The 19,967-nt window shown below is 51.0% G+C and carries 21 protein-coding genes; 2 read left to right on the top strand and 19 right to left on the bottom strand.

What is annotated here, in order from left to right; translation table 11 throughout:
- From JDF658_RS07200 to JDF658_RS07135, 14 genes are all read right to left on the bottom strand, one after another.
- On the bottom strand, positions 1 to 1,180 hold a 1,180-nt coding region (locus JDF658_RS07200; RefSeq protein WP_079906997.1), incomplete at its 3' end, for a sigma-54-dependent Fis family transcriptional regulator.
- Positions 1,181 to 1,213: 33 nt separating this feature from the next.
- A complete protein-coding gene (locus JDF658_RS07195) occupies positions 1,214 to 2,041 on the bottom strand; it encodes a hypothetical protein (RefSeq protein ID WP_079906996.1) in 828 nt (275 codons plus the stop codon).
- On the bottom strand, positions 2,041 to 2,730 hold the full coding sequence (locus JDF658_RS07190) for a glycosyltransferase (RefSeq protein WP_079906995.1): 690 nt from the start codon (positions 2,728 to 2,730) through the stop codon (positions 2,041 to 2,043). The genes JDF658_RS07195 and JDF658_RS07190 overlap by 1 nt, the downstream gene beginning before the upstream one ends.
- Positions 2,678 to 3,622: a copper transporter gene (locus tag JDF658_RS07185; RefSeq protein WP_079906994.1), complete on the bottom strand. Its 945-nt coding sequence runs from the start codon at positions 3,620 to 3,622 to the stop codon at positions 2,678 to 2,680. Before JDF658_RS07185 ends, JDF658_RS07190 begins: the two co-directional genes overlap by 53 nt.
- Before the next feature lie 21 nt (positions 3,623 to 3,643).
- Complete coding sequence (gene steA / locus JDF658_RS07180) at positions 3,644 to 4,768, bottom strand: putative cytokinetic ring protein SteA (protein WP_078665017.1); 1,125 nt, start codon at positions 4,766 to 4,768, stop codon at positions 3,644 to 3,646.
- Between the two features lie 89 nt (positions 4,769 to 4,857).
- Positions 4,858 to 5,631, bottom strand: coding sequence for a sporulation transcription factor Spo0A (gene spo0A, locus JDF658_RS07175; RefSeq protein ID WP_079906993.1), 774 nt, complete (start codon positions 5,629 to 5,631; stop codon positions 4,858 to 4,860).
- A 117-nt stretch (positions 5,632 to 5,748) separates the two neighbouring features.
- On the bottom strand, positions 5,749 to 7,014 hold the full coding sequence (spoIVB, locus tag JDF658_RS07170; protein WP_159446588.1) for a SpoIVB peptidase: 1,266 nt from the start codon (positions 7,012 to 7,014) through the stop codon (positions 5,749 to 5,751).
- A gap of 159 nt (positions 7,015 to 7,173) precedes the next feature.
- Entirely contained in the window at positions 7,174 to 8,529 is a 1,356-nt protein-coding gene (gene ypeB, locus JDF658_RS07165; RefSeq protein WP_078665014.1) for a germination protein YpeB, read from the bottom strand.
- A 14-nt stretch (positions 8,530 to 8,543) separates the two neighbouring features.
- Positions 8,544 to 9,257: a spore cortex-lytic enzyme gene (gene sleB / locus JDF658_RS07160; protein ID WP_078665013.1), complete on the bottom strand. Its 714-nt coding sequence runs from the start codon at positions 9,255 to 9,257 to the stop codon at positions 8,544 to 8,546.
- 71 nt (positions 9,258 to 9,328) lie between these two features.
- Entirely contained in the window at positions 9,329 to 10,987 is a 1,659-nt protein-coding gene (gene recN, locus JDF658_RS07155; protein ID WP_159446587.1) for a DNA repair protein RecN, read from the bottom strand.
- Positions 10,988 to 10,999: 12 nt separating this feature from the next.
- Positions 11,000 to 11,455 (bottom strand): arginine repressor, encoded by a 456-nt coding sequence (gene argR / locus JDF658_RS07150; RefSeq protein WP_078665011.1) that lies wholly within the window; start codon positions 11,453 to 11,455, stop codon positions 11,000 to 11,002.
- Positions 11,456 to 11,461: 6 nt separating this feature from the next.
- Positions 11,462 to 12,028 carry a class I SAM-dependent methyltransferase gene (locus tag JDF658_RS07145; RefSeq protein WP_079906990.1) on the bottom strand — a complete coding sequence of 189 codons (567 nt, stop codon included), beginning with the start codon at positions 12,026 to 12,028 and terminating at the stop codon, positions 11,462 to 11,464.
- Positions 12,021 to 12,830 (bottom strand): NAD(+)/NADH kinase, encoded by an 810-nt coding sequence (locus JDF658_RS07140; protein WP_078665009.1) that lies wholly within the window; start codon positions 12,828 to 12,830, stop codon positions 12,021 to 12,023. The genes JDF658_RS07145 and JDF658_RS07140 overlap by 8 nt, the downstream gene beginning before the upstream one ends.
- Complete coding sequence (locus tag JDF658_RS07135) at positions 12,830 to 13,198, bottom strand: type II toxin-antitoxin system PemK/MazF family toxin (RefSeq protein ID WP_078665008.1); 369 nt, start codon at positions 13,196 to 13,198, stop codon at positions 12,830 to 12,832. The genes JDF658_RS07140 and JDF658_RS07135 overlap by 1 nt, the downstream gene beginning before the upstream one ends.
- Before the next feature lie 92 nt (positions 13,199 to 13,290).
- On the opposite strand from JDF658_RS07135, the gene JDF658_RS07130 reads away from it, so the two are divergent.
- Both JDF658_RS07130 and JDF658_RS07125 read left to right on the top strand, forming a co-directional pair.
- Positions 13,291 to 14,007: a 4Fe-4S binding protein gene (locus JDF658_RS07130; RefSeq protein WP_078665007.1), complete on the top strand. Its 717-nt coding sequence runs from the start codon at positions 13,291 to 13,293 to the stop codon at positions 14,005 to 14,007.
- 56 nt (positions 14,008 to 14,063) lie between these two features.
- Positions 14,064 to 14,474, top strand: a complete 411-nt coding sequence (locus JDF658_RS07125; RefSeq protein WP_079906989.1) for a hypothetical protein — start codon at positions 14,064 to 14,066, stop codon at positions 14,472 to 14,474.
- A gap of 1 nt (position 14,475) precedes the next feature.
- On the opposite strand, the gene JDF658_RS07120 is transcribed toward JDF658_RS07125, so the two are convergent.
- The 5 genes from JDF658_RS07120 to JDF658_RS07100 all read right to left on the bottom strand — a co-directional run bounded on the left by JDF658_RS07120 (position 14,476) and on the right by JDF658_RS07100 (position 19,912).
- Positions 14,476 to 15,108: a cyclodeaminase/cyclohydrolase family protein gene (locus JDF658_RS07120; RefSeq protein WP_079906988.1), complete on the bottom strand. Its 633-nt coding sequence runs from the start codon at positions 15,106 to 15,108 to the stop codon at positions 14,476 to 14,478.
- Positions 15,109 to 15,124: 16 nt separating this feature from the next.
- Positions 15,125 to 15,979, bottom strand: coding sequence for a bifunctional 5,10-methylenetetrahydrofolate dehydrogenase/5,10-methenyltetrahydrofolate cyclohydrolase (locus JDF658_RS07115; RefSeq protein ID WP_078665004.1), 855 nt, complete (start codon positions 15,977 to 15,979; stop codon positions 15,125 to 15,127).
- Between the two features lie 81 nt (positions 15,980 to 16,060).
- Positions 16,061 to 17,920, bottom strand: a complete 1,860-nt coding sequence (locus JDF658_RS07110) for a methyl-accepting chemotaxis protein (RefSeq protein WP_159446586.1) — start codon at positions 17,918 to 17,920, stop codon at positions 16,061 to 16,063.
- Positions 17,921 to 18,132: 212 nt separating this feature from the next.
- Positions 18,133 to 19,371: a DUF438 domain-containing protein gene (locus tag JDF658_RS07105; protein WP_079906985.1), complete on the bottom strand. Its 1,239-nt coding sequence runs from the start codon at positions 19,369 to 19,371 to the stop codon at positions 18,133 to 18,135.
- Positions 19,372 to 19,489: 118 nt separating this feature from the next.
- Positions 19,490 to 19,912, bottom strand: a complete 423-nt coding sequence (locus JDF658_RS07100; RefSeq protein WP_079906984.1) for a type II toxin-antitoxin system VapC family toxin — start codon at positions 19,910 to 19,912, stop codon at positions 19,490 to 19,492.
- Between the last annotated feature and the right edge of the window lie 55 nt (positions 19,913 to 19,967).

Genomic DNA, 19,967 nt, shown 5'->3' with positions numbered 1-19,967 from the left:
TTCCCCGGACATCCACAGGAACAGCCTTGGTGCCCCCGACCCGCCGCACTTCCTTTTCCTGCAAGACCCTGAGCAGTTTGGCCTGTAAGGTCAAGGAAATCTCCCCGATTTCATCCAGGAAAATGGTACCCCCGTTGGCTTCCTCAAACAGCCCCCGTTTTCCGCCTTTTACCGCTCCGGTAAAGGCCCCTTCCTCATATCCGAAAAGCTCGCTTTCCAGCAAGGTATCAGTAAGGGAGGCGCAATTGACCCGGATAAACTTCTGGCTGCTGCGGGTACTGGCATTATGAATGGCATGGGCAAACAACTCCTTGCCTGTGCCGCTTTCCCCCCTGAGCAAAACGGTAGCAGGAGTAGCTGCCGCCCTTTCCGCCTGTTCCACAGCCAGTTTCAGTTCCTCACTCTGACCGATAATATCATCAAAGGTATATTTGGCTTCGAGATGGCGAATCAGACGGCGGGCATGCTCCAGTTCTTCTGTCAGTTTTTTGATTTCAGATAAATCGTGAATAACCCCAACACTGCCTTTTAATTCATTATTGACGATAATCGGGGCCACATTCACCATAACTTCCTTCTTGTTGGGTCCAATTTTCATGCGCACGCCCCGTACCGGCTGCCGGGTGCGCAGCACTTTATAATGCATGCTTTCCCCTTCCACAATATCCACTGTGGCCGGTTTATACAGGACATCCGCCTCTGTCAAACCGGTCAAACGGGTGTAAGCCGGGTTGATCAGAATTTGCATGCCGTTCTCATCCACTACCGAAATCGCATCATTGGTGGCATTGATAATGGCTTCCAGCATAGTCTTGATTTGCCGTACATTGGTCAACTCTTCTGCCAGAGCTTCAAAATCCCCCACATCGCGGAAAACCGCCACCGCCCCCACTACCCGTCCCTCTTCATCTTTCACAGGGACCCGGTTGGTTATGATGGTGGTTTTACCAAGATGCTGCTGTTGATTGAGCTCCGGCACGCCTGTCTCCAGCACAATATGCAGTCTGGTATTGGGAATAGCTTCCTGGGCTTTGCGGCCAATTACCTCTTCCCGCTTCAGTCCGGTCAAACGCTCTGCCGCTGCATTGAAGAGGGTAACAGCTCCCTCCCTGTTTACAGCGATCATGCCATCATGGGTGGAATCCAGGATCACTGCCAGTTCCCTGCTGCTAATTTCCATATCGCCCAGTCCTCCCCCTCTTGCTGCCTCCCGTTACTCCCGGCCCCATCTATCTATATAATCCAACCAGGGCGTGCGGGCAATAAGCTCAGTCAAAGAATATTTTTCCGTCAAAAAATGAAAGCCGATCAGAAAGAGAAGCCAGCCCAGCTGTCCCCAGGCAGGCAAGGCCCAGAGGGCTGATAATCCCAGAATCCCCCCGAGTGGATTGGCTCCTGTATCCCCCAGCATACAGCGGGCTTTTAAATCAGCAGGCAGATAGGCAACCAGCATGCCGGCCGTTACCAGCCAAAAACCCGCCGCCGCTGCCAGACCGGAAAGCAAAACCAGTAAACCGCCAAAAAGCAAAAAACCCTTGACCGCCCGGCCTGGTCGCAAATCCAGCAGATTGATAGCGTTGATAGAAAGGGCTACCATCAGGCCGGCCAGCACTGTTTGAATCCACCCAATCCCGGTTCGGGGCTGGAATTCCAGCCAGGCCAGTACCAGACCCAGCCAGCCTCCCATGACTGCTTTTAAAGCTCCTGTTGTTATCCTGCCCCTGAACAGACTGCCCAGATGACCTTTTAACCCACTTACCCGGCGGGACCCCAGCACATCATCCAGCATACCCAGCAAGGTAAGAAAGGTTACCGCCAGAAGTAGTTGCAGGCCATGATCCCGCTGCTCAGGAACCAGCCAAACTACCCCTGGCAATAGTATCAGCCAGACCAGAGGCAGAAAAACCCCAACCCCCAGCGGAATCTGTTCACCGCGAAAATTGGGACGCAAAAAACCCGCTTGCTGCCAGATGGCAAACAGGGACGGCAGGATCAACCTGGTCAGACCTGCACCAGCAAGAGCCAGTATCCACCAAACCATTATCTATACCTCCTGTGCAAATAGCAGAGGGTGCGCGCTACGTGATAGAATTGCCGTCCCCGGTGCCAAAAACCGGCCAAATCACGACCGGTCTCATCATGGGTCATGGCGCATTCTACCTCCAGAATGGGCAGTCCCGCCCGGGCTACCGCCACCGTCAAAGCTACCTCCACACCATAACCTTCAGCGAAACCGCCTGCCGTCGCCATCGCCTTCCGGGTTAGCCCGCGCTGTCCGGATAATGGGGCCTGGGGCAGGTAGCCACTTAAACGCTGGATCCCCCAGCGGGCCAGGCCTTTGACCAGCCCAAAGCCCCCTTTTTTGCTGGCCCTGGGAAAACGGGCAATGGTCATCTCCGCCCGTCCCTCCAGTAAAGGAGTCAGCAATTTAACCCCTTCAGCCGCTGTTTCCCCCAGATCGCCATCAAGTAGCAAAAGCAAATCTTCCCGGAATTCTTTCAATCCGCGGTTAAGAGCTCCTCCTTTTCCCAGATTGCGGGAGAGGCGAATCACCTCTGCTCCAGCCGCCTCGGCCAGTTCAGCTGTGCGATCAGTAGAAGCATCATCCACCACCACTACCCGGGTCACTCCCGGAATGGTCAAAGCGCTTTTAACCGTAGCAGCTATCTTTTTTTCCTCATTGTGGGCTGGCACTAACACCAGCACCTGGTACCGATCCTGGCAAGACAATCCTTTTAACCTCCCTGTTCAAATCCGGCAACAGCCGGCCGGCAGTTGCCTTGATACCATAATCCCCGGGCCGTCCTTCCATGGCTGCTACCAGTGCTACCTGGCCCATGGGGGTATCGATATTATCAATAGTGGAAATCTTATAACGCTGATAATTTTTCATGTAGGAAACTGCCACCCTGGAATATTCGGTTCCGAAAATTTCGATCCCTTTTTGCTGCAGGGCTTCAATCAGGGGCAAATCAATATTCTCTACCCGGAACTGAGCGGTCTGGGGTTGCTGACTGCCTCCGATAATAATCACCCCTTGCAGCGGCTGCCCGTAGGCTCCTGTAATTTTAAGCAGTTTCTTATCGGTCAGAAACTTGATGACCGCCAGATTATCTCCAACTACCAGACCCCGGGTTACCTGCCAGGTCATTTCCTTAACTATGGCCGCCTGGCTGTTGGGGTCTACTCCCAGAAAAGCCGCTACTTCCTTTTGTAATTGCGGATCAGCCAGCACGAAATCCCGGCTTAGCACCGAAGTGCTGGTTACCACCGCCCCTGCCTTTTTCAAAATATCCAGCAAGTCATCATTAAAGCCATAATCACCGGTATCGATTATGGCCACCCGGTAGCCAGTCAGGCGATTTTTAATCAAAACCGGCAGAACCTCTTTAACAAATTCCTCTTGTTGTGCCGATTCCTTTTGCTCTTTGGCCAGTTTTTCCATGGCCTCCTTGTTTTCACCCCGCAGTTTTTCCAGATCAGCCGCCAGGCGATCGGTCAATACCTTTTGTTGCTGGATCAGGGTATTATCCGTTTCCATGGCAGAGCCAATCAGAATCCCTATCCCCAGGGCCAAAAAGACAGCTACCAGGGAAACTATATGGTAGCGCAAATCAAACATTGCCTTAAGACTCCTCTCCAGTTAAATCCCCAGCAGTAATTTAAGCTGCAAATACATCAAGCGCGCCAGCTCGCGGGTAGCGGGTGCCGTGACGATAATAATAAAGATGGGAATGAGGGCCGCCACCACGATTTCCACCACATGCCTGGGTTTGAGCCGGTGCCGATAAAGCCGATTTACACCCCGCGCATCTACCAGAATGGACCCCACTTTCAGACGCACCAGAAAAGTGCTGGCCATCCCTTTTCTGCCTTTTTCCAGAAAATCGATGAAATTGGAATGGGTACCCACCGCTACCAGCAATTCAGCACCTTTTTCATAGGCCAGTAGCATGGCTATATCCTCACTGGTGCCAGGAGCGGGAAAAGTTCTGGCCTCAAGACCCAGTCGCTGCACTCGGGCCAGCCCAGGCGCCCGACCGTCAGGATAGGCATGAACGATCAACTCTGCCCCACAGGCCAGGGTTTCATCAGAAATGGAGTCCATGTCCCCTACAATCACATCAGGGCAATAACCAAACTCCACCAGGGCATCAGCACCACCGTCCACACCGATTAGCACCGGTTTAACTTCATCGATATAGCTTTTAATAGCCAGCAAATCTTCCCGGTAATTCTGCCCCCGCACTACGATCAGGGCATGCCGACCAGCAAACTGAGTCCTGGTTTCCGGAATAGCCACTTCCCCCAGAATCAATCCCTGTTCCTTCTCGGCATACTGCAGGGTATTTTCTAGGAAATCCTTGAGAACCCCGGCGATATTGGCCTTGGCATTGGCCAGCTGCCGTTCCACTTCATCAATAGTCAGCCATTGCCCAAAACCGGCCAATTTATCGCCCACCCAAATTTCCCCGTTCTCTTTTATCAGCACCTGTTGCCCTTCCCGCAGGGTTTCCATGATACTTTCCCCGGCCAGGTCAATCAGGGGGATTCCGTTTTGCAAAAGGGCCCTGGGCCCCAGGTTGGGATAACGGCCGGAGATACTGGCTGCAGCATTGACCACCGCTTTTACCCGGGCTTTAACCAGGCTCATGGCTGCCACTTCGTCCAGATCCTGGTGATTGATAACCGCAATTTCTCCTGGTTTGATTCTTTTGGCCAGGTTCTTGGTTTTTTTATCCACACGGGCAATGCCCTTGATTTCCATGGTTTTTTCACCTCAAAAAGATTTTACCCTATTTACTACCTCTATGCAACTCCTTGCAAAAAAGAGCAGCGAGGGCAAGCCTCGCTGTCTTAGCTAACTTTGGCAGTTATACGCAGTTTATCGGCTATCATAGCGATAAACTCACTATTTGTGGGTTTGCCCCTTTCATTATTAACTGTGTAACCGAAGAACTTGTTCATCATCTCCACATTGCCCCGGTCCCAGGCCAGTTCAATAGCATGGCGAATGGCTCTTTCCACCCGGCTAGGAGTGGTATTGTATTTCTCAGCAATGGCAGGATAGAGTTCCTTGGTAATCGCTCCTAACAAATGGACATGGTCCACCACCATCAAAATAGCTTCCCGTAAATATTGATATCCCTTGATATGGGCAGGTACTCCCATTTCATGGATGATGTTGGTCACCAGCACATCCAGGTTTTTGGTTTTGGCGACAGGAGTATAGGCAGGAATGGTATAGCCGGTGTCCACCATTTGCCTGATGCGATGGCTTAAAACACTGAAATCAAAGGGTTTCAACAGGTAATAATCTGCCCCCAGCTGCATTGCCTTCTGGGTCACGGTTTCCTGACCAAAAGCGGTAAGCATTAAAATTTTAGGCCGCTTCGGCAGATCCAGGGTCTGCATTCTTTCCAGTACCCCAATCCCATCCAAATGAGGCATAATTAAATCCAGAATGATTAAATCTGGTTGCTCCGATTGGATTAGCTCCAGAGCTTCCAGTCCATTATGAGCTACTCCGACCAGAATGAAATCCTCATCCCGGGTCAGGTGTTTGCTCAACATATCACAAAATTCCCGGTTATCATCAACTAAGAGGATTTTCACATCTTTGTACATCATCTTTTCGCCCCCTGTACACCACTTCTTTTTCTTTTTATTGTCTATAATTCCATTCGACGCTAGACTGGTTATTCCTGCTTTTATTGCATAAACAATTTCTACAAAAAAATTTACCGCCTAACTGGCGGCTTTTTTCCATGTTTCGACAAGGCCCGCTTCTTCTAACATTTTTTCGATATAACATCCATAACCCAAACGGGGATTATTGACTAAAACATGAGTAACCGCTCCCACAATTCGACCTTTTTGGATTATGGGGCTACCAGACATACCCTGAATGATTCCGCCTGTTTCTTTTAAAAGCCTGGGATCGGTAATTTCCACCACCATTCCCTTACCATCCGGTCGATCAGGGGGCAACAATTTTTTTATGTTGATGGTAAAGGCTTCTACTTTTTCGCCATTTATAACTGTTAAAATTTGGGCCGGTCCTGTTTCTACCTGGTTATTGCTTACTACTGGCAGAGGCCGGCTGGCAGGAAACTTGCCATAAATCCTGCCAAAAATACCTACCTGAGTGTTATGGGTAATTTCACCCCACCAGCTGCCATCGTCCACAAAAACTCCCAATTTTTCTCCAGGAAATCCTTCTTTGCCTTTATGAATGGCCTGTACTACTGCTCGTACAATCTTGCCTTCCCGGATGTCAATGGGTTCACTGGTATCACTATCGGCTATTATATGACCCAGGGCACCAAAATAAGCTTTTTTGGGTTCAATAAAAGTAAGAGTGCCAACTCCAGAAGCACTATCCCGAATGTATAAACCAATCCGATAACTCTGGGTTTCGGGACAAAAACGCGGAGTTACGGCCACCTGTAACCGGGTACCGCGCCGTTCAATAGTAAGGATAGCTTTTTCTCCTTTTTGCCCAATTTGTGTAATTATCTCTGCCATTTCCTTCTCATTGTTAATATTTTTCCCATTGATAGCCAGAATGGTATCTCCAATTAACACCCCGGCATCCCGGCCCGGATATATTTTTTCTTCCCCCTCACTGGTAATAGGTGCATAACCTACTACCATTACACCCCTGGATTTTAATAATACTCCGATAGACTGTCCCCCGGGTATCAAATGCATCTCCGGCAGAACCCTGACAGTAAAGCGATGCAACGGTAAAAACCCAAACAATTTTACCGCCAGTTCGGCTTCTCCCGGTTCTCTGGCAACCGGTTGACCCTGTTGCAAGGAAATAGCCGGTGAGTAATTAACATTAACGATTTGCAAAAAGCGCTGCCAGGTTTTAGGCCAGTTGATGGCGAGGGTAAGTTTTTCTCCCACCACTGCTTGCTGGGCGGTAGGCAAAGCGGAAAAATAATGGACTGGAGCCTGAATGAAGGCGGAAATCAGCAGGAAAATCAGCAAAATACCTTTCCTCACCCTATTTCCCTCCTTTATGACCTGATTGCTTTAAATGACACCTCCTTTAAGCGATTTTTGCGGCTAATCATAACTTGTCCTGTTCCTTATTTTCTTATACTGCCGCTTTAAAACAGGGAAAGAAAAACAAATGCAGGCTAAAAAGCCTGCAGCAAATTTTTACATGGTCAGTGAACCAAATTGTGTCTCAATCACCTTTAAAACCTTTTCGACACTACCATTTTTTACATTAAAATATTCATAATACAATTCGCCTGCCAGTTTGCCTTTCACTTCCCAGCAGAGAATTTCATTGCGGCTGGGAGTGGGAATCAAAGCCAGCTTAATATGTTCCACTTTCAGCTCCGGAGGCAGTTTTTTCTTGATAGCTTCCGGTTTAACCAGGACAGGGGGCAACTGGCGCTGAATATGGGACATCAGATAACCAGTAGCCTCGAAGCCGAGGATTTGTCCATTGTCCAGGGCTACCTTGATCTTTACCAGATCAGGATAAAGCAACACCCCGTCCTGAACCGCCACCAGGGCCACCGTGGCAATTCCGTCTTCCCGTAAAACATAAGTGGGTGCCAGGTTATCATAACCCCGCAAGCGGGCAAAAGCTACTGCCCGTTTTTCCGCCTCCTCAGCCGAGAGTACGGGTTCAGCCAATTTGCGCCGGTGTAACATCCAGATAACTTTACCGCCTTTTTTGCTAATGTCCATAATTATCCGTTCTTCTGAGGTTTTCCCGGCCGGCACCAGTTCTAGACTGAAGGCGGGGATTTTCCCCCTGACATCCCCTTTAGTCCGCACTTCCCAGACCTTGCCCTGACCATCAATAAAACTGCGAGCAATATCCATAGCGCGGGCCAGGGTGATATTTTCCCCGCTTAAGCCCCGCGGCAAGGCCCGTTCTAAATGTTCGGAAAAAGGCCCATCGTATATTAATGCAGGTGTATCCTGCATTGCCTTGGCAACTGGCTTCATATCCAGCGGCTGCGGTTTACGGGCCTGACGCCCCAGGGTACTGCCGCTTTCCCGGCGCACCTCGGCCAGATAAACCCGCCCATCCTGCACATCCTGGACTGCCACCTGCAATTCGGCATTCAGCTTCTGGGCCTGGCGATAGAGTTTTTGCAGCTGCTCTCTTTCCTTCTTCCCCGGTAACTTGCCTTCAGCATTGCGTTTATTGAGAAAATAGGCATAATCCCCTAGCTGGTTTAGAAATTTGGCTGTTTTAACTGTGGTGGAATTGCTCAATGGCAGCTGACCCAGATTTTCCTGGGCAGTGATCGCCTCATACCAGAGGTCAGCCAGTATAGCCGCATTGGCCTTAGGATCCATTGCCACCAGGCTTTTGCCCAGTAGCATCTCGGCATTGCCTACATGGTCGGCTAAATTATAAAAGGAACGTTGATAGTGATTACTTAACAGTTTTTCCAGATCCTCTTTCATCATTTTTTGCTGCCAGCCCCACCAGCCTACTCCTAGTAAGCCCAAACTGAGCAAAAAAATCGCTATTCTCTGTCCACGCATACCATCATCTCCTCTCAGCGCGCAAACACATGGTCTCCAATCCGGCGAATAATCGGACGGGACCAGATCCAGCTGCTTACCGGTTTACTGGGATTCCAGAAGAAGAGAGCTCCCTGGGTAGGATCATAGCCATTCAAGGCATCCCGGGCTGCCTGCAGGGCTGTAGCTGAAGGCGGCCTATTAATCAGTCCATTGGACACACTCTCAAAGGCCAGAGGCTGAAAAATCACATCAGCTATAGTGTTGGGAAACAGGGGGCTGGCCACCCGGTTTAAAACCACTGCCGCTACAGCTACCTGTCCTTCATAGGGTTCCCCACCAGCTTCAGCCTGTACCAGGCGAGCCAGTAAAGTCAGGTCATTGCGCCGCATCAGCCCCCGGCTGATTGTTGTGGTGGTCCGCACTGCCCTGGCTGGAGAAGTCCAGAGGCCCATAGCTTTCAGAGTGGCAGGCCCGACTACTCCATCAGGAGTCAATCCATTAGCCCGCTGGAATTTTCTCACCGCCGTCCAGGTCGATGACCCGTAGATCCCGTCAATTGGCCCCGTGTAATACCCCCAGGCCTTGAGTTTGGCTTGAACAGACCTTACATCTGCCCCGGAGCTCCCCCAGAACAGAGTGCGGGAGATGGCTGGCAAACTTTGTTCTGCCCAGTGCCAGCCCCAGCCCAGAAGTAAGAGGAAGATCATCAGCATCCCTAGCAGGGTTTTGCGTTCCATTTTTTTCATCCTTTCCCGCCAATTCTTTTCCGACCATAGTTTGCCTGCTCAGGGACTTAAATATGCAAAAGCGCAGAGCCTTAGCCCTGCGCTTTCAGAAGTTCTCCCGTATGTTCGCCACCTACCATGCGGGCCAGTTCTGTCAGCCTTTCCTCCGCTGCCAGAGTTTTGACCCGGGTAAAAGTTCTTTCCCCAACTACTTCTTTATAAATGTAGAAATGTTGATCAGCCAGACCTGCTACCGCCGGAGAGTGGGTGATGCTCAGGACCTGATACTGCTGGCCCAGCTGGGCCAGCTTTTCTCCTACCTTGCGGGCTGCTGCCCCGCTCAAGCCAGCATCCACTTCATCAAAAACCAGGGTGATTCCCGGTTCCTCAGTTAGCAAAACAGTGCGTAAAGCCAGTAAAATCCGGGATAATTCCCCACCAGAAGCGATTTTGGCCAGGGGCTTCAGAGGTTCTCCCGGGTTGGGGCTGAGGAAAAATTCCGCATCGCTGCCACCGTTCTGGCTCCAGTGTTCCGTTGGAGACAGCTGGACAGAGAAACGGGAACCGGCCATGGCCAGATCCGCTAATTGATTTTCAATCGCTCTGGCCAGGAGAATAGCGGCCTGTCTTCTTTGCCCATTGACCACCTCTGCCAGCTCTTTCCCCTCTTGTTCCAGCTGTTCCAGTTGTAGCTGGATTTCCTCCAGATTCTCTTCCGCCTGTTCCAGTTTGTTCAGCTCCAGTTTGATCTGTTCCCGGTAAGCCAGCACATCCGTCACCGTACTGCCATATTTTTTACAGAGCTGTTTAATCAGATCCAGTCGCTCCTGAGCCAGTTCCAGCCCTTCCGGGTCAAACTCGATTTTTTCCTGATAACGGTTCAGCTCCCGGGCCAGCTCTTCCAGGCGATAATAGCACTCCTCCACCTCAGTAGCCAGCGGAGTTGCTCCCTGATGCAGGCGAGCCAGCTGTTTCACTTCCTCCATCACCTGGGCCAGCAGGTCCAAAGCAGCCGGCTGACGGCCACTTCCTGCCGCCAGCAGTTCATAGGCCCTGCCACAGGACTGGGCCAACCTCTCCGCCTGACCCAGCAATTGTACCCTTTCCAGCAGTTCTTCCTCTTCCCCGGGTTGTAACTGGGCCTTATCGATTTCCTGCAGCTGGTAACGGAGTAAATCTATTTCCCGCCAGCGCTGCCGGCCGCTGGCCTGCAGTTCCTCCTTTGTTGCCAGCAGCTGGCGATAACGCCGGGCCAATTGGACAAGCTGCCTGACCTGCTGGCAATGGTCCCGCCCGGCATAACGGTCCAGCAGTTCTAAGTGCCGTTCCGGTCTGAGCAAAAACTGCTGCTGGTGCTGAGCATGAATCTCGGCCAGGCCACCTATCAGCTCCCGATACTGGTTCAAAGGCATTAAACGGCCATTAATGCGGCACTGGCTGCGGCCATTCAGGTTCAATACCCTCTCCAGAAAAATAGTGCCGTCTTCCTCCGGTTCAATCCCCTGTTGCTGCAGTTTTACCACCCAGCCTTCCCGGTCAGCTGGCAAAAAAACCCCGCTTACTCTGGTTTCCTGGGCCCCATGGCGGATAAATTCAGTAGCCCCTCTAGCCCCGGTCAAAAGGGCAAGGGCATCCATGATAATGGACTTACCAGCCCCGGTCTCCCCGGTAAAAACCGTGAAGCCTTCTGCCAGCTCCAGTTCCAGCCTCTCAATCAGGGCAAAATTTTCGATACACAAGGTGAGGAGCATCATCGCTACCCCCTATCCCAGCATCATCTCTTTAAAACGGGTTACCACCTGTTCAGTTGCCTCTTTGGGTTTAACAATAACCAGAATAGTATCATCACCGGCTACCGTCCCCATGATTTCCTCCCACTGAGCCCCATCAATGGTGGAGGCCACCGCCTGGGCGGTTCCCGGCAAGGTTTTGATGACAATCAGGTTATCACAGTGGTCTATATGAGCTACGGAATCAAGAAAAATACGGCGCATTCGCTCTTCACTGTGCTCAATTACCGAATCCCGGGGCAAACCATAGCGATAGGTCCCATCTCCGGTGGGAATCTTGACCAGGCGCAATTCCTTGATATCCCGGGACACAGTGGCCTGAGTTACTTCAATGCCACGGGCCCGCAATTCCTCCGCTAGTTCCTCCTGGGTTTCAATAACTTTCTCCTCAATGATATCTAAAATCAGGCGCTGGCGCATTGCCTTCATCGCCAATTATCCTCCTTTTTCCACCAGTAATAAATAGGGCGCTGTCTGAGAGCGGTTCAACAGCCGCTGTGACCAAACATTATAACATCTGGGTAAAGCCGCTGCCCAGCTCTCCACCTCCCGGGCTTCCTCCTCACCGCCAGCGTGACCTGTATAGATAGCAATGGCAATTATTCCTCCCGGTAAAAGCAGTTCCACTGCCTGTTGCAGGGCGTTAAGGGTGGTCTCGGCCAGGGTAATCACCCTTTTGTCACTGCCTGGCAAATAACCCAGATTAAAAACCACTGCCTTGACCGGCTCTGAAACATACCGCTTAAGATGCTGGTGCCCATCCGGAATCAGTTCTACCCGGGCAGCCAGTCCGGCTGCCTCTAGCCGCTCTTTGGTATTGCTAATAGCTGTCTCCTGAACATCAAAGGCCCAGACCTTGCCGTTTTCCCCCACCAGTTCAGCCAGATACTGCGTATCATGGCCATTGCCACAGGTCGCGTCCACCGCCCGGTCGCCTGGCCGTACTACCTGAGCCAACCAGAAGTGGCTGAGAGCCACCGCTCCTGCCAATGGACTAGACATTGCACCGGTCACCCGCTTTCAGTTTCTGGCGCAAGACCTGGAAGAAAGTGCGGTCCGTTAACTTGATAAACCGCGCTCTTACCCCAGCCCGTTGCACACAGATCAAATCATCCGGTTCCAGCACTACTCCATGCTGTCCATCTACGGTCAACATAGCCTGTCCCTCATAATGACCCACTCTGATCATGACTTCGGCTTCAGGCCCCACTACCATGGGCCGGGAAGTAAGAGAATGAGGACAGATCGGGGTAATCAGCAGCACTTCCAGATGGGGTGGGACAATGGCCCCGCCTGCGGACAGGGAATAGGCAGTAGAACCAGTAGGAGAAGCCACGATAATCCCATCAGCGGGTATGGTGGAGACATGTTCCCGGTTGACGAAAATATCCAGTGGCAGCAGGCGGGCAAAAGCCCCCTTGGTCACTACCACGTCATTTAAGGCAATAGCGGTTTCCAGCAGCCTTCCCTGTCGCTGTACCCGGGCCTCCAGCATCATCCTTTCCTCGATCCGGTAGGCAGCCGCTGCCAGCCGCTCCAGGGCCCAGTCCAGGTCATGTACCTCGATTTCCGTTAAAAAACCGAGCTGGCCGAAATTGATACCAAGAACAGGGATACCCCGGGGTGCCAGGTCCCTTGCGGCCTGCAGGAGGGTACCATCCCCTCCTAACACCAGGACAAAATCGGCCTCCTCCTGGTCGATTTGCCAGCCCAGCTCCTTGAGACGAGTGCGGAGATAGTTTCCTGTTTCCACTGCTCCCATTTTTTGTTGGTTAATAATTAAACCAACGGTTTTGTTTTTCATCAGTTTCCTCCTTGCTCCAGGCCCAGGGAAAATTTCAGACCTGCCTCGATTTTGGGCACCAGCCGCCCGGGCAGTCTCCCGATTATCTCCAGTAAACGCTTGCGTTCGATGGTGAGAATAACGTTAAGCAAGACCGAACTGTTTTTCAAACCCGTTTCTGCCGCATTCTCTGCCCCCAGTGGTACTTGCAGGGGATCATCCAGACAATCCCCCGGTTTACAGGGTACAATGGGAGCCACAATTACCAGCGGGCTGACCCGGTTGCCCCAGTTATTCTGAATCACCAGTACCGGCCCTGTCCGCTCCCGGTCGTTAAAAAAATACCGGGCCAGCACGATATCTCCTCTTTTGATCTCCAGTCCATTCATAAATTATTGTCCCCTTTCCGGGCAAATAAAATTGACCCTGCTTCTGTTTAATTATAATATAGTAAAAAACAGCAACGCAAGGAGGCTTTCACATGAGTTTAGCTACCCTCTTTTCTCCCTGGGCCAGTTTCTACCGACCTCCTCTTTTCGCCCTCCTGCCCGTTGACGATCCCGGGCTAGGAGAGCTTTATCATCATCTACCCTATCACCTTCAACCCGTAGATTTGCTGGCTTCAGCCCGGACTATTCTCATTTATTTTCTACCTTTCCCGCCAGAAGTGATTGCTGCCAATCGCCAGCAACCTGATACCGCTCCCCTCTGGGCAGAATATTATGTTCGGACCAATCAGGTAATCGGCCAATTTAACCAGGCCATTGCTCACTGGCTGGAACAGGCAGGTTATCATGCTGCCTGGCAACCGGCTACCCATAATTTTGATGAAAAGACCTTGACTGCTCCCTGGTCCCACAAAAGCCTGGCAGTTGCCGCCGGTCTGGCTGTCTTTGGCCGCCACCAGCAGGCCATCACGGCAGCTGGCTGTGCCGGGCGCTTTGGCAGTCTGGTGACTGATGCCCCTCCCGACTGGCTGTCAACCCAGCTGCCCCCGGCACCGCCACCAGAGCCCTGTCTTGATTGTGGCTATTGCTGGCGGGTCTGTCCAGTCGGTGCCTTGACCGCAACGGGGCTGGACAAGCAAAAATGCTATAGTCGTCTACTGGAGGTAGCAGCCCGGTTCACTCACCTTGGCCTCTGTGATGTCTGTGGCAAATGTTCCGTTGGCCCCTGTGCCGCCTGGGAAAAGGAATAAAAGAACGGGAAAAAGGGCAGGATATCCCTGATTTATCCGCATAAGGAGGCCAAACCATGTATTTACGCCACCTGAAACGGCTGGGATTACTGCCTTTTTACTTTTCCCTGCTCCCCGAACACAAGCAATTGCTGCTAAGTTATGGCTTTGCCGACCCTGTCTACACCCAAACCCTGCGCCGCCCCTGCCAGTTTCTCTGGGTTACAGCAGCCAATGCTCTCCCCCATGGACACTGGGATTTCTGTGAGTTCATCCTGCACTATGCCTGGCAGCTGGCGGAAAAGCAGGGCTTACAGGCAGATCTGGCCCACATTCATGCCAATCTGGCCCAGCTCTATTCTGATCAGGTTTTGACAAAACAGAAGGCAGTGGAAAAATGCCTTTTCCACTGCCAGCAAGTGCTGAAAACCGGCTATTTTACCCGCTGGGCCCAGCAGCTGCTGGAGGAAATGTCCCAGCTCTATTGACCTAGGCCAGACGGCTCTGTACCACTGCCACCGCTTTTTCCTTTAGTTCCCGGGCCCGGGCCACCAGCTGATCCCGTTCGGCTTTGGCCTGGGCAACATAGGCCTCATCCTTGATCATGGGCAAATTGATGTCCACGCTGAGTAAAACAGCATTTAAAGCCGCTTCCGCCACATAAGCCCCTACTCCCACATCGCTGATAGCTCCCTTGTTGCCAATTCCACTCAAACGGTCGGCCAGCTCCAGAGCCTTTAAGCAAACCCGGGCGATTTCCAGCGGCGTGTCAGTAGCGTTTTTGAGAGCTTCCTGCATTTTGGCTGCCCGCAGGGCTTTTTCTTCTTCAGTGTTTTTGGGCATTTTCAATACTTCCATGAAGTTGCCGAATTCCTTAATATCCTGAGCAGTCAGTTCTTCCAGGCGAGCCATTACTGCTTGAATTTCCTGCAGAATTTCTTTAACTTCCGGCTCTACATCCTTGTATTTTTCCTTGCCTACCGTCAAATTGGCCACCATTGAAACCATGGATGCTGCCAGACTGCCTACCAGGGCTGAGACACTGCCACCCCCTGGGGTTGGGCTGTCAGAAGCAGCTACTTTCAAAAATTCGCGCACAGAAAGGTCAAAAACGTGACTCATCCAACCAGTACCCCCTTTATTGTTGCTGGCGCTGCAGGCGAATGCCTTTCAGCACATTCCGGTAAATCAGAGCTGTGGTAAGGCTACCCACGCCACCGGGTACGGGTGTAATCCAGCCAGCTACTTCTTTTGCTGCTTCAAAGTCCACATCCCCGCAGATGCCACCATCGATTTCATTGATCCCGGCATCTACTACCACTGCTCCTGGCTTGATCATATCAGCCTTGATCATTTTGGCCTTACCCACAGCGGCGATGAGAATGTCCGCCTGGCGGGTGTGATAGGCCAGATCAGGGGTACGGCTATGGCATACAGTAACCGTAGCATTTTCCTTCAGAATCATGAACACCAGGGGTTTACCCACTGTTTCACCCCGACCCACGATTACCGCATGTTTACCGGCAATCGGCAGGCCAGAGCGCTTAATCACCTCAATACAGCTTTCCGGAGTGGCAGGAAAGAGGCCCTCCTCCCCGCTCAGTATGTAGCCCCGGTTGATGGGATGTACCCCATCTACATCCTTTAAAGGAGAAACGGTTTTCATCACCCGCTCCTTGCTGATGTGTTTGGGCAAGGGCAGTTCCACCATGATACCGTGGACCGTTTCATCCCCGTTGAGTTTTTCAATCAGCGCGATAACCTCTTCTTCCTGGGTGGAGCCGGGCAGATGGAAAAGTTCAAATTCAAATCCCAGTTTGGTCCCGGCATTTTTCTTGGAGTTGGCATAGACCACCGATGCCGGATCATCTCCCACCAGCACTACCGCCAGCTTGGGGCTAATCCCTTCTTCTTTCAATTTGCTGACCTCCGCCGCCACTTCCTCCCTGATGGTAGCGGCAATGGCTTTGCCATCGATTAAATTGGCAGCCACTCAAATCACTCCCCTCCCGATGATTTCAACCGTATATATTCTACGGGAAGGGAATTTTTCCTGCTGAGTTGTCAAACTATTCTATAATTTAAATTTGGTCGTTAAGCTCTGTAACTGACTGGCCAGTTGAGCTAGATTTTGAGCTGCATTGCTGATCTGTTCGGAAGTAGCATTCAGCTCTTCTGTAGAAGCGCTGATTTCTTCACTATTGCTGGAGCTGATTTCACAGCTGCCCAGCACCTGACCGATGGCATCCCGCACCTGTTCACTGGAAGCCGCCATTTCCTCAGCAGCGGCACTGTTTTCTTCGGTAATTGCGGCCACGCTGTCTACCGCTTTCAACACTTCCCCTGTCCCGGCCGAAATCTGTTCAATTACGGCAGACAGATTTTGCATTTGTTCATTGGCCTGCTCAATCATGGTGATAATTTCCCTGAGGGCTTTCTCAGCGGCATCAGCCAGCTGCACGCCATTTTCCACCTCTTCGGTTCCACTTTCCATGGCTGTTACAGCCTGGGCAGTGCCCCTCTGAATAGTATTGACCAGATTGGCGATTTCCTTGGTAGCTTTGCTGGAGCGTTCCGCCAGCTTCCGCACCTCATCTGCCACCACAGCAAAGCCTTTGCCGTGTTCCCCGGCCCGCGCTGCCTCAATGGCTGCATTTAATGCCAGCAAGTTGGTCTGTTCAGCAATCTCGTCGATCACCTGGATAATCTGGCCGATTTGCTCGGAGTAATGCCCCAGCTCCCGGATTTTTTCTGCCGATTCCAGCACCACATTGCGAATCCGGTGCATCCCCCGGATGGTTTCTTCTACCGCCCTTCCCCCGGCTTCTGCCACTTCGGTCGTGCGGGTAGCTACCTGGGCCACCTGGGCCGTGTTCTGACTGGCCTCTTCTACCCCCTTGACCATCTGGTTGATCATTTCCGCCATTTGCGTAACGTTCAGGGCCTGTTCCTGAGCCCCCCGGGCAATCTGGTCGATAGCATTGTTCAGCTGTTCCATCATTACCGCTGCGTTTCCGGCAGTAGCACACTGCTGATTGTTAGCTGCTGCCAGCTCCGTTATGGAGCGGGCAACCTGGGTGGAAACCGACACTCCCGCTTCTGCTGCTGCATTCAGTTGCTGGGCAGTTGCTGCTACCTGCTGGGCTGAGTCCTGCAAATTGCCCAGCAATCGCCGCAGGTTTTCTACCATTGTGGTGAAACTGCCGGACAGAATCTTGATTTCATCTTCAGTTTGCACTTCCGGAATTTTAACTGCCAGGTCCCCTTGAGCTACCAGCTCGGTAGTGGCAGCCAGTTCAACCACAGGCCGGGAGAGTTTATTAGCCATGCGCCAGGCAGTCAGCAGACCCAGGACCAGACCGACCAGGGTAATAAAAATATTGATAAGATTGGCCTGAATTGAAGTTTGCTGAGCTGAGTCCACTGCCCTCTTCACTTCTTGCTCAATCAGCCCAATCAATTCACTGCTAATCTGATCATAGGCTTTGGCGTGGGGTAAAGCCTTTTGGGCCAGTTCCATACCCTTCTGTTTATTGCCATTGCGAAAAGCACTGATGATTTCCTGCCAGATCGTCACATAGGCTTTATGTTCAGCTCTCAACTGCTCGAGTTTCTGAATTTCCGCTTGAGAAACAAGCGCTTTTTCCAATCTGCCAGCTGTTACATCCCATTCCTTTTGCATCTCCGTAAACTGACTGGCATAATCCTCGTTCCCATAGAGCATGTAGGCTCTGACCAGTCCGCGCAAATTTAATTCATCCCCCCGAAGTTCCGCGACAGTTAGCGCAGCTGGCATATCCTGTCTAATTATTTCACCATAGATCTCATGCATTTTACGCATATTGATAAAGCTGCTTATACTGAGTATGATCGCTACCGCTAATAAGCTAAAGAATGTGACAAGCAATTTTCTTTTGATTGTCCAGTAACTCACTTCCATTCTCTCCTCTCTGGATTTCCATACCCGCTGCCTTTCCGCCAGCCAAATTCGTTCAATAAGTTGCAATCTTATTTTATATATTCTTCACTGCTAAACTTTTTCCTGCAAATTTATGGTTTTTTCGACAACTTTTGTTCATTGACAACATAGTGGTAAAAAAGCAAGCCCTCATTCCAGTTGAACGAGGGCTAAATTGTAGTCTTTATTTAATTTTCATCCAGTATCCGCTTTTCACCACTAATGGCCTGCAAAGGCTTGATATTCTGAGTTACTTCCAGGGTACCAGCATATTCGCCCTTCTCATTGCGCACTGCAAAATAGGTAATGTAAACATACATGCCATTGAAAGGCAACCAGAACTCGGCTTTATTGCGCCGACCGTGCTTGAAATCGTCCAGAATTTTCTCCACTATATGCACACTGTCAGGCGGATGGCAGTTCTGCACCCTGCGCCCGATAATAGCGGGAGTACGGGCAAAAATGCGTTCCGGGCCCTGGGAGAAGTAACGCACTACATCATCTCTATCTACGAAGGTAATATCCACCGGCAGGTGGTTGAATATGAGGGTAATTTCTTCTAAAGTCAACTCCCCCACACCGACTTTTAACTTCCCTGTCGCCGCAACCTGGCCTTCCGCCTGAGTTGCCGCGACATCAAGCCCCGCTGCCCGCCATTTTTGTGCTGGTTTAACCAAAGTGTAACCGATTTCATCACTCTGGTCATGAATGGCCTGCCACTGAGCCGGAGTGAATTTGTCCAGACACATAGGAAAGAGGATATTTTCTTCTTTAAAAATCATGCTGACTACTGCTTCCAGAGCTGGTACGGCTACCTTCCGGGCAAAAGCTACTATTTCTTCCTGTTCTGCCGGCGGGCTGGCTAAAAACTGACGGACTTGTTTGAGCAGAGCCCGGATATCATCATGAACAGCCCACATTACCTTGGAAGGCCCGGAAATGCCATGTTGCTCCAAATAGGGGAAAACTATGTTTTCCTTGCGGCTGTAATGCTTTTCGATCTCCATTAAACTGCTGTGAACCTGTCGCCACTCTGCCAGCAGTTCCTTCAGCTCTTCGGGCTCTGCTGTAGCCAGGCGGTCAATAATTTTTCGCTCTTCAGCCACAACCTGTTCAATGGCCCGGTTTTCCAGCTTGAAGGTGTGTACCGGGTGGCCCGGCTCCTCCTCTGGCCGCCCTTGCTTCTCCAATCCCTCCTGGAACAGGGCAGCATGGACATCACATAACCGCTTTACTTCCTGTTCACTCAATTCGCCGGAAGCGATCAGTTCCTGTTCCAGGGCCCCTACTTCGCTGGCTCCTACTTTCTCCAGGAGATGTTTAAACTCCCTTTTCAACACCTCAGGATCTTTGCCAGCATGCAGGGCCAGGATGATTTCCTTGAGCTGCTGGCGTTTTTCTTTGCCATTATCGATCAGTTCGCTCATTTTACATTCTCCTTTCGTCATCGCCCTTCTGATTATAGTTTACCGTTTTACTCGGAATTAAACTGTGGTGATTGACGAAAGGAAATGTGTTTTTCATCACAGCAGGTAAATTATATGTCTAGTTTGCCTCATCAAATTCGGCTTGAAACGGATCGCAAATTTGCAAATCTGGAATCTGACTAAAATCTTTAACATTGTGGGTAATCAGTACCGCTCCCGTAACTTTTGCTGTCATAGCAATAACAGCATCAGCTAATTTCGGTACCTTTCGACCCTGTTGATACATTTCTGCACGCAAAACCCCGGTCAGCAGCGCCAGCTCCTGATTCAAATCTATTACCATACCTAAAGCTAAAAATTCATTAACAGCTGCTTTGATTTTTTCAGAAATTGGTCTGGAAAAGATTTCAGTAACTGTGATAACCGAAAATATTAGCTCATTGTTTTCATCCTGTAAAATAGTTTCAAAAAAATTTATAACTTCCTTCTCGCCTTTCATTAAGTAAATTATTATATTTGTATCTATTAAAAATTTACTCAAGGACCGTTCCCTCCCGGTCTGATTCCAGCTCCCTGATCTCTAATAAATCCTGAAC

This window comes from Carboxydocella sp. JDF658, from assembly GCF_002049395.1.
In the GTDB taxonomy this organism is placed as follows: Bacteria; Bacillota.
Note: the sequence above shows the minus strand (reverse complement) of the source record. Positions and strands in the feature narration are given on the sequence as shown.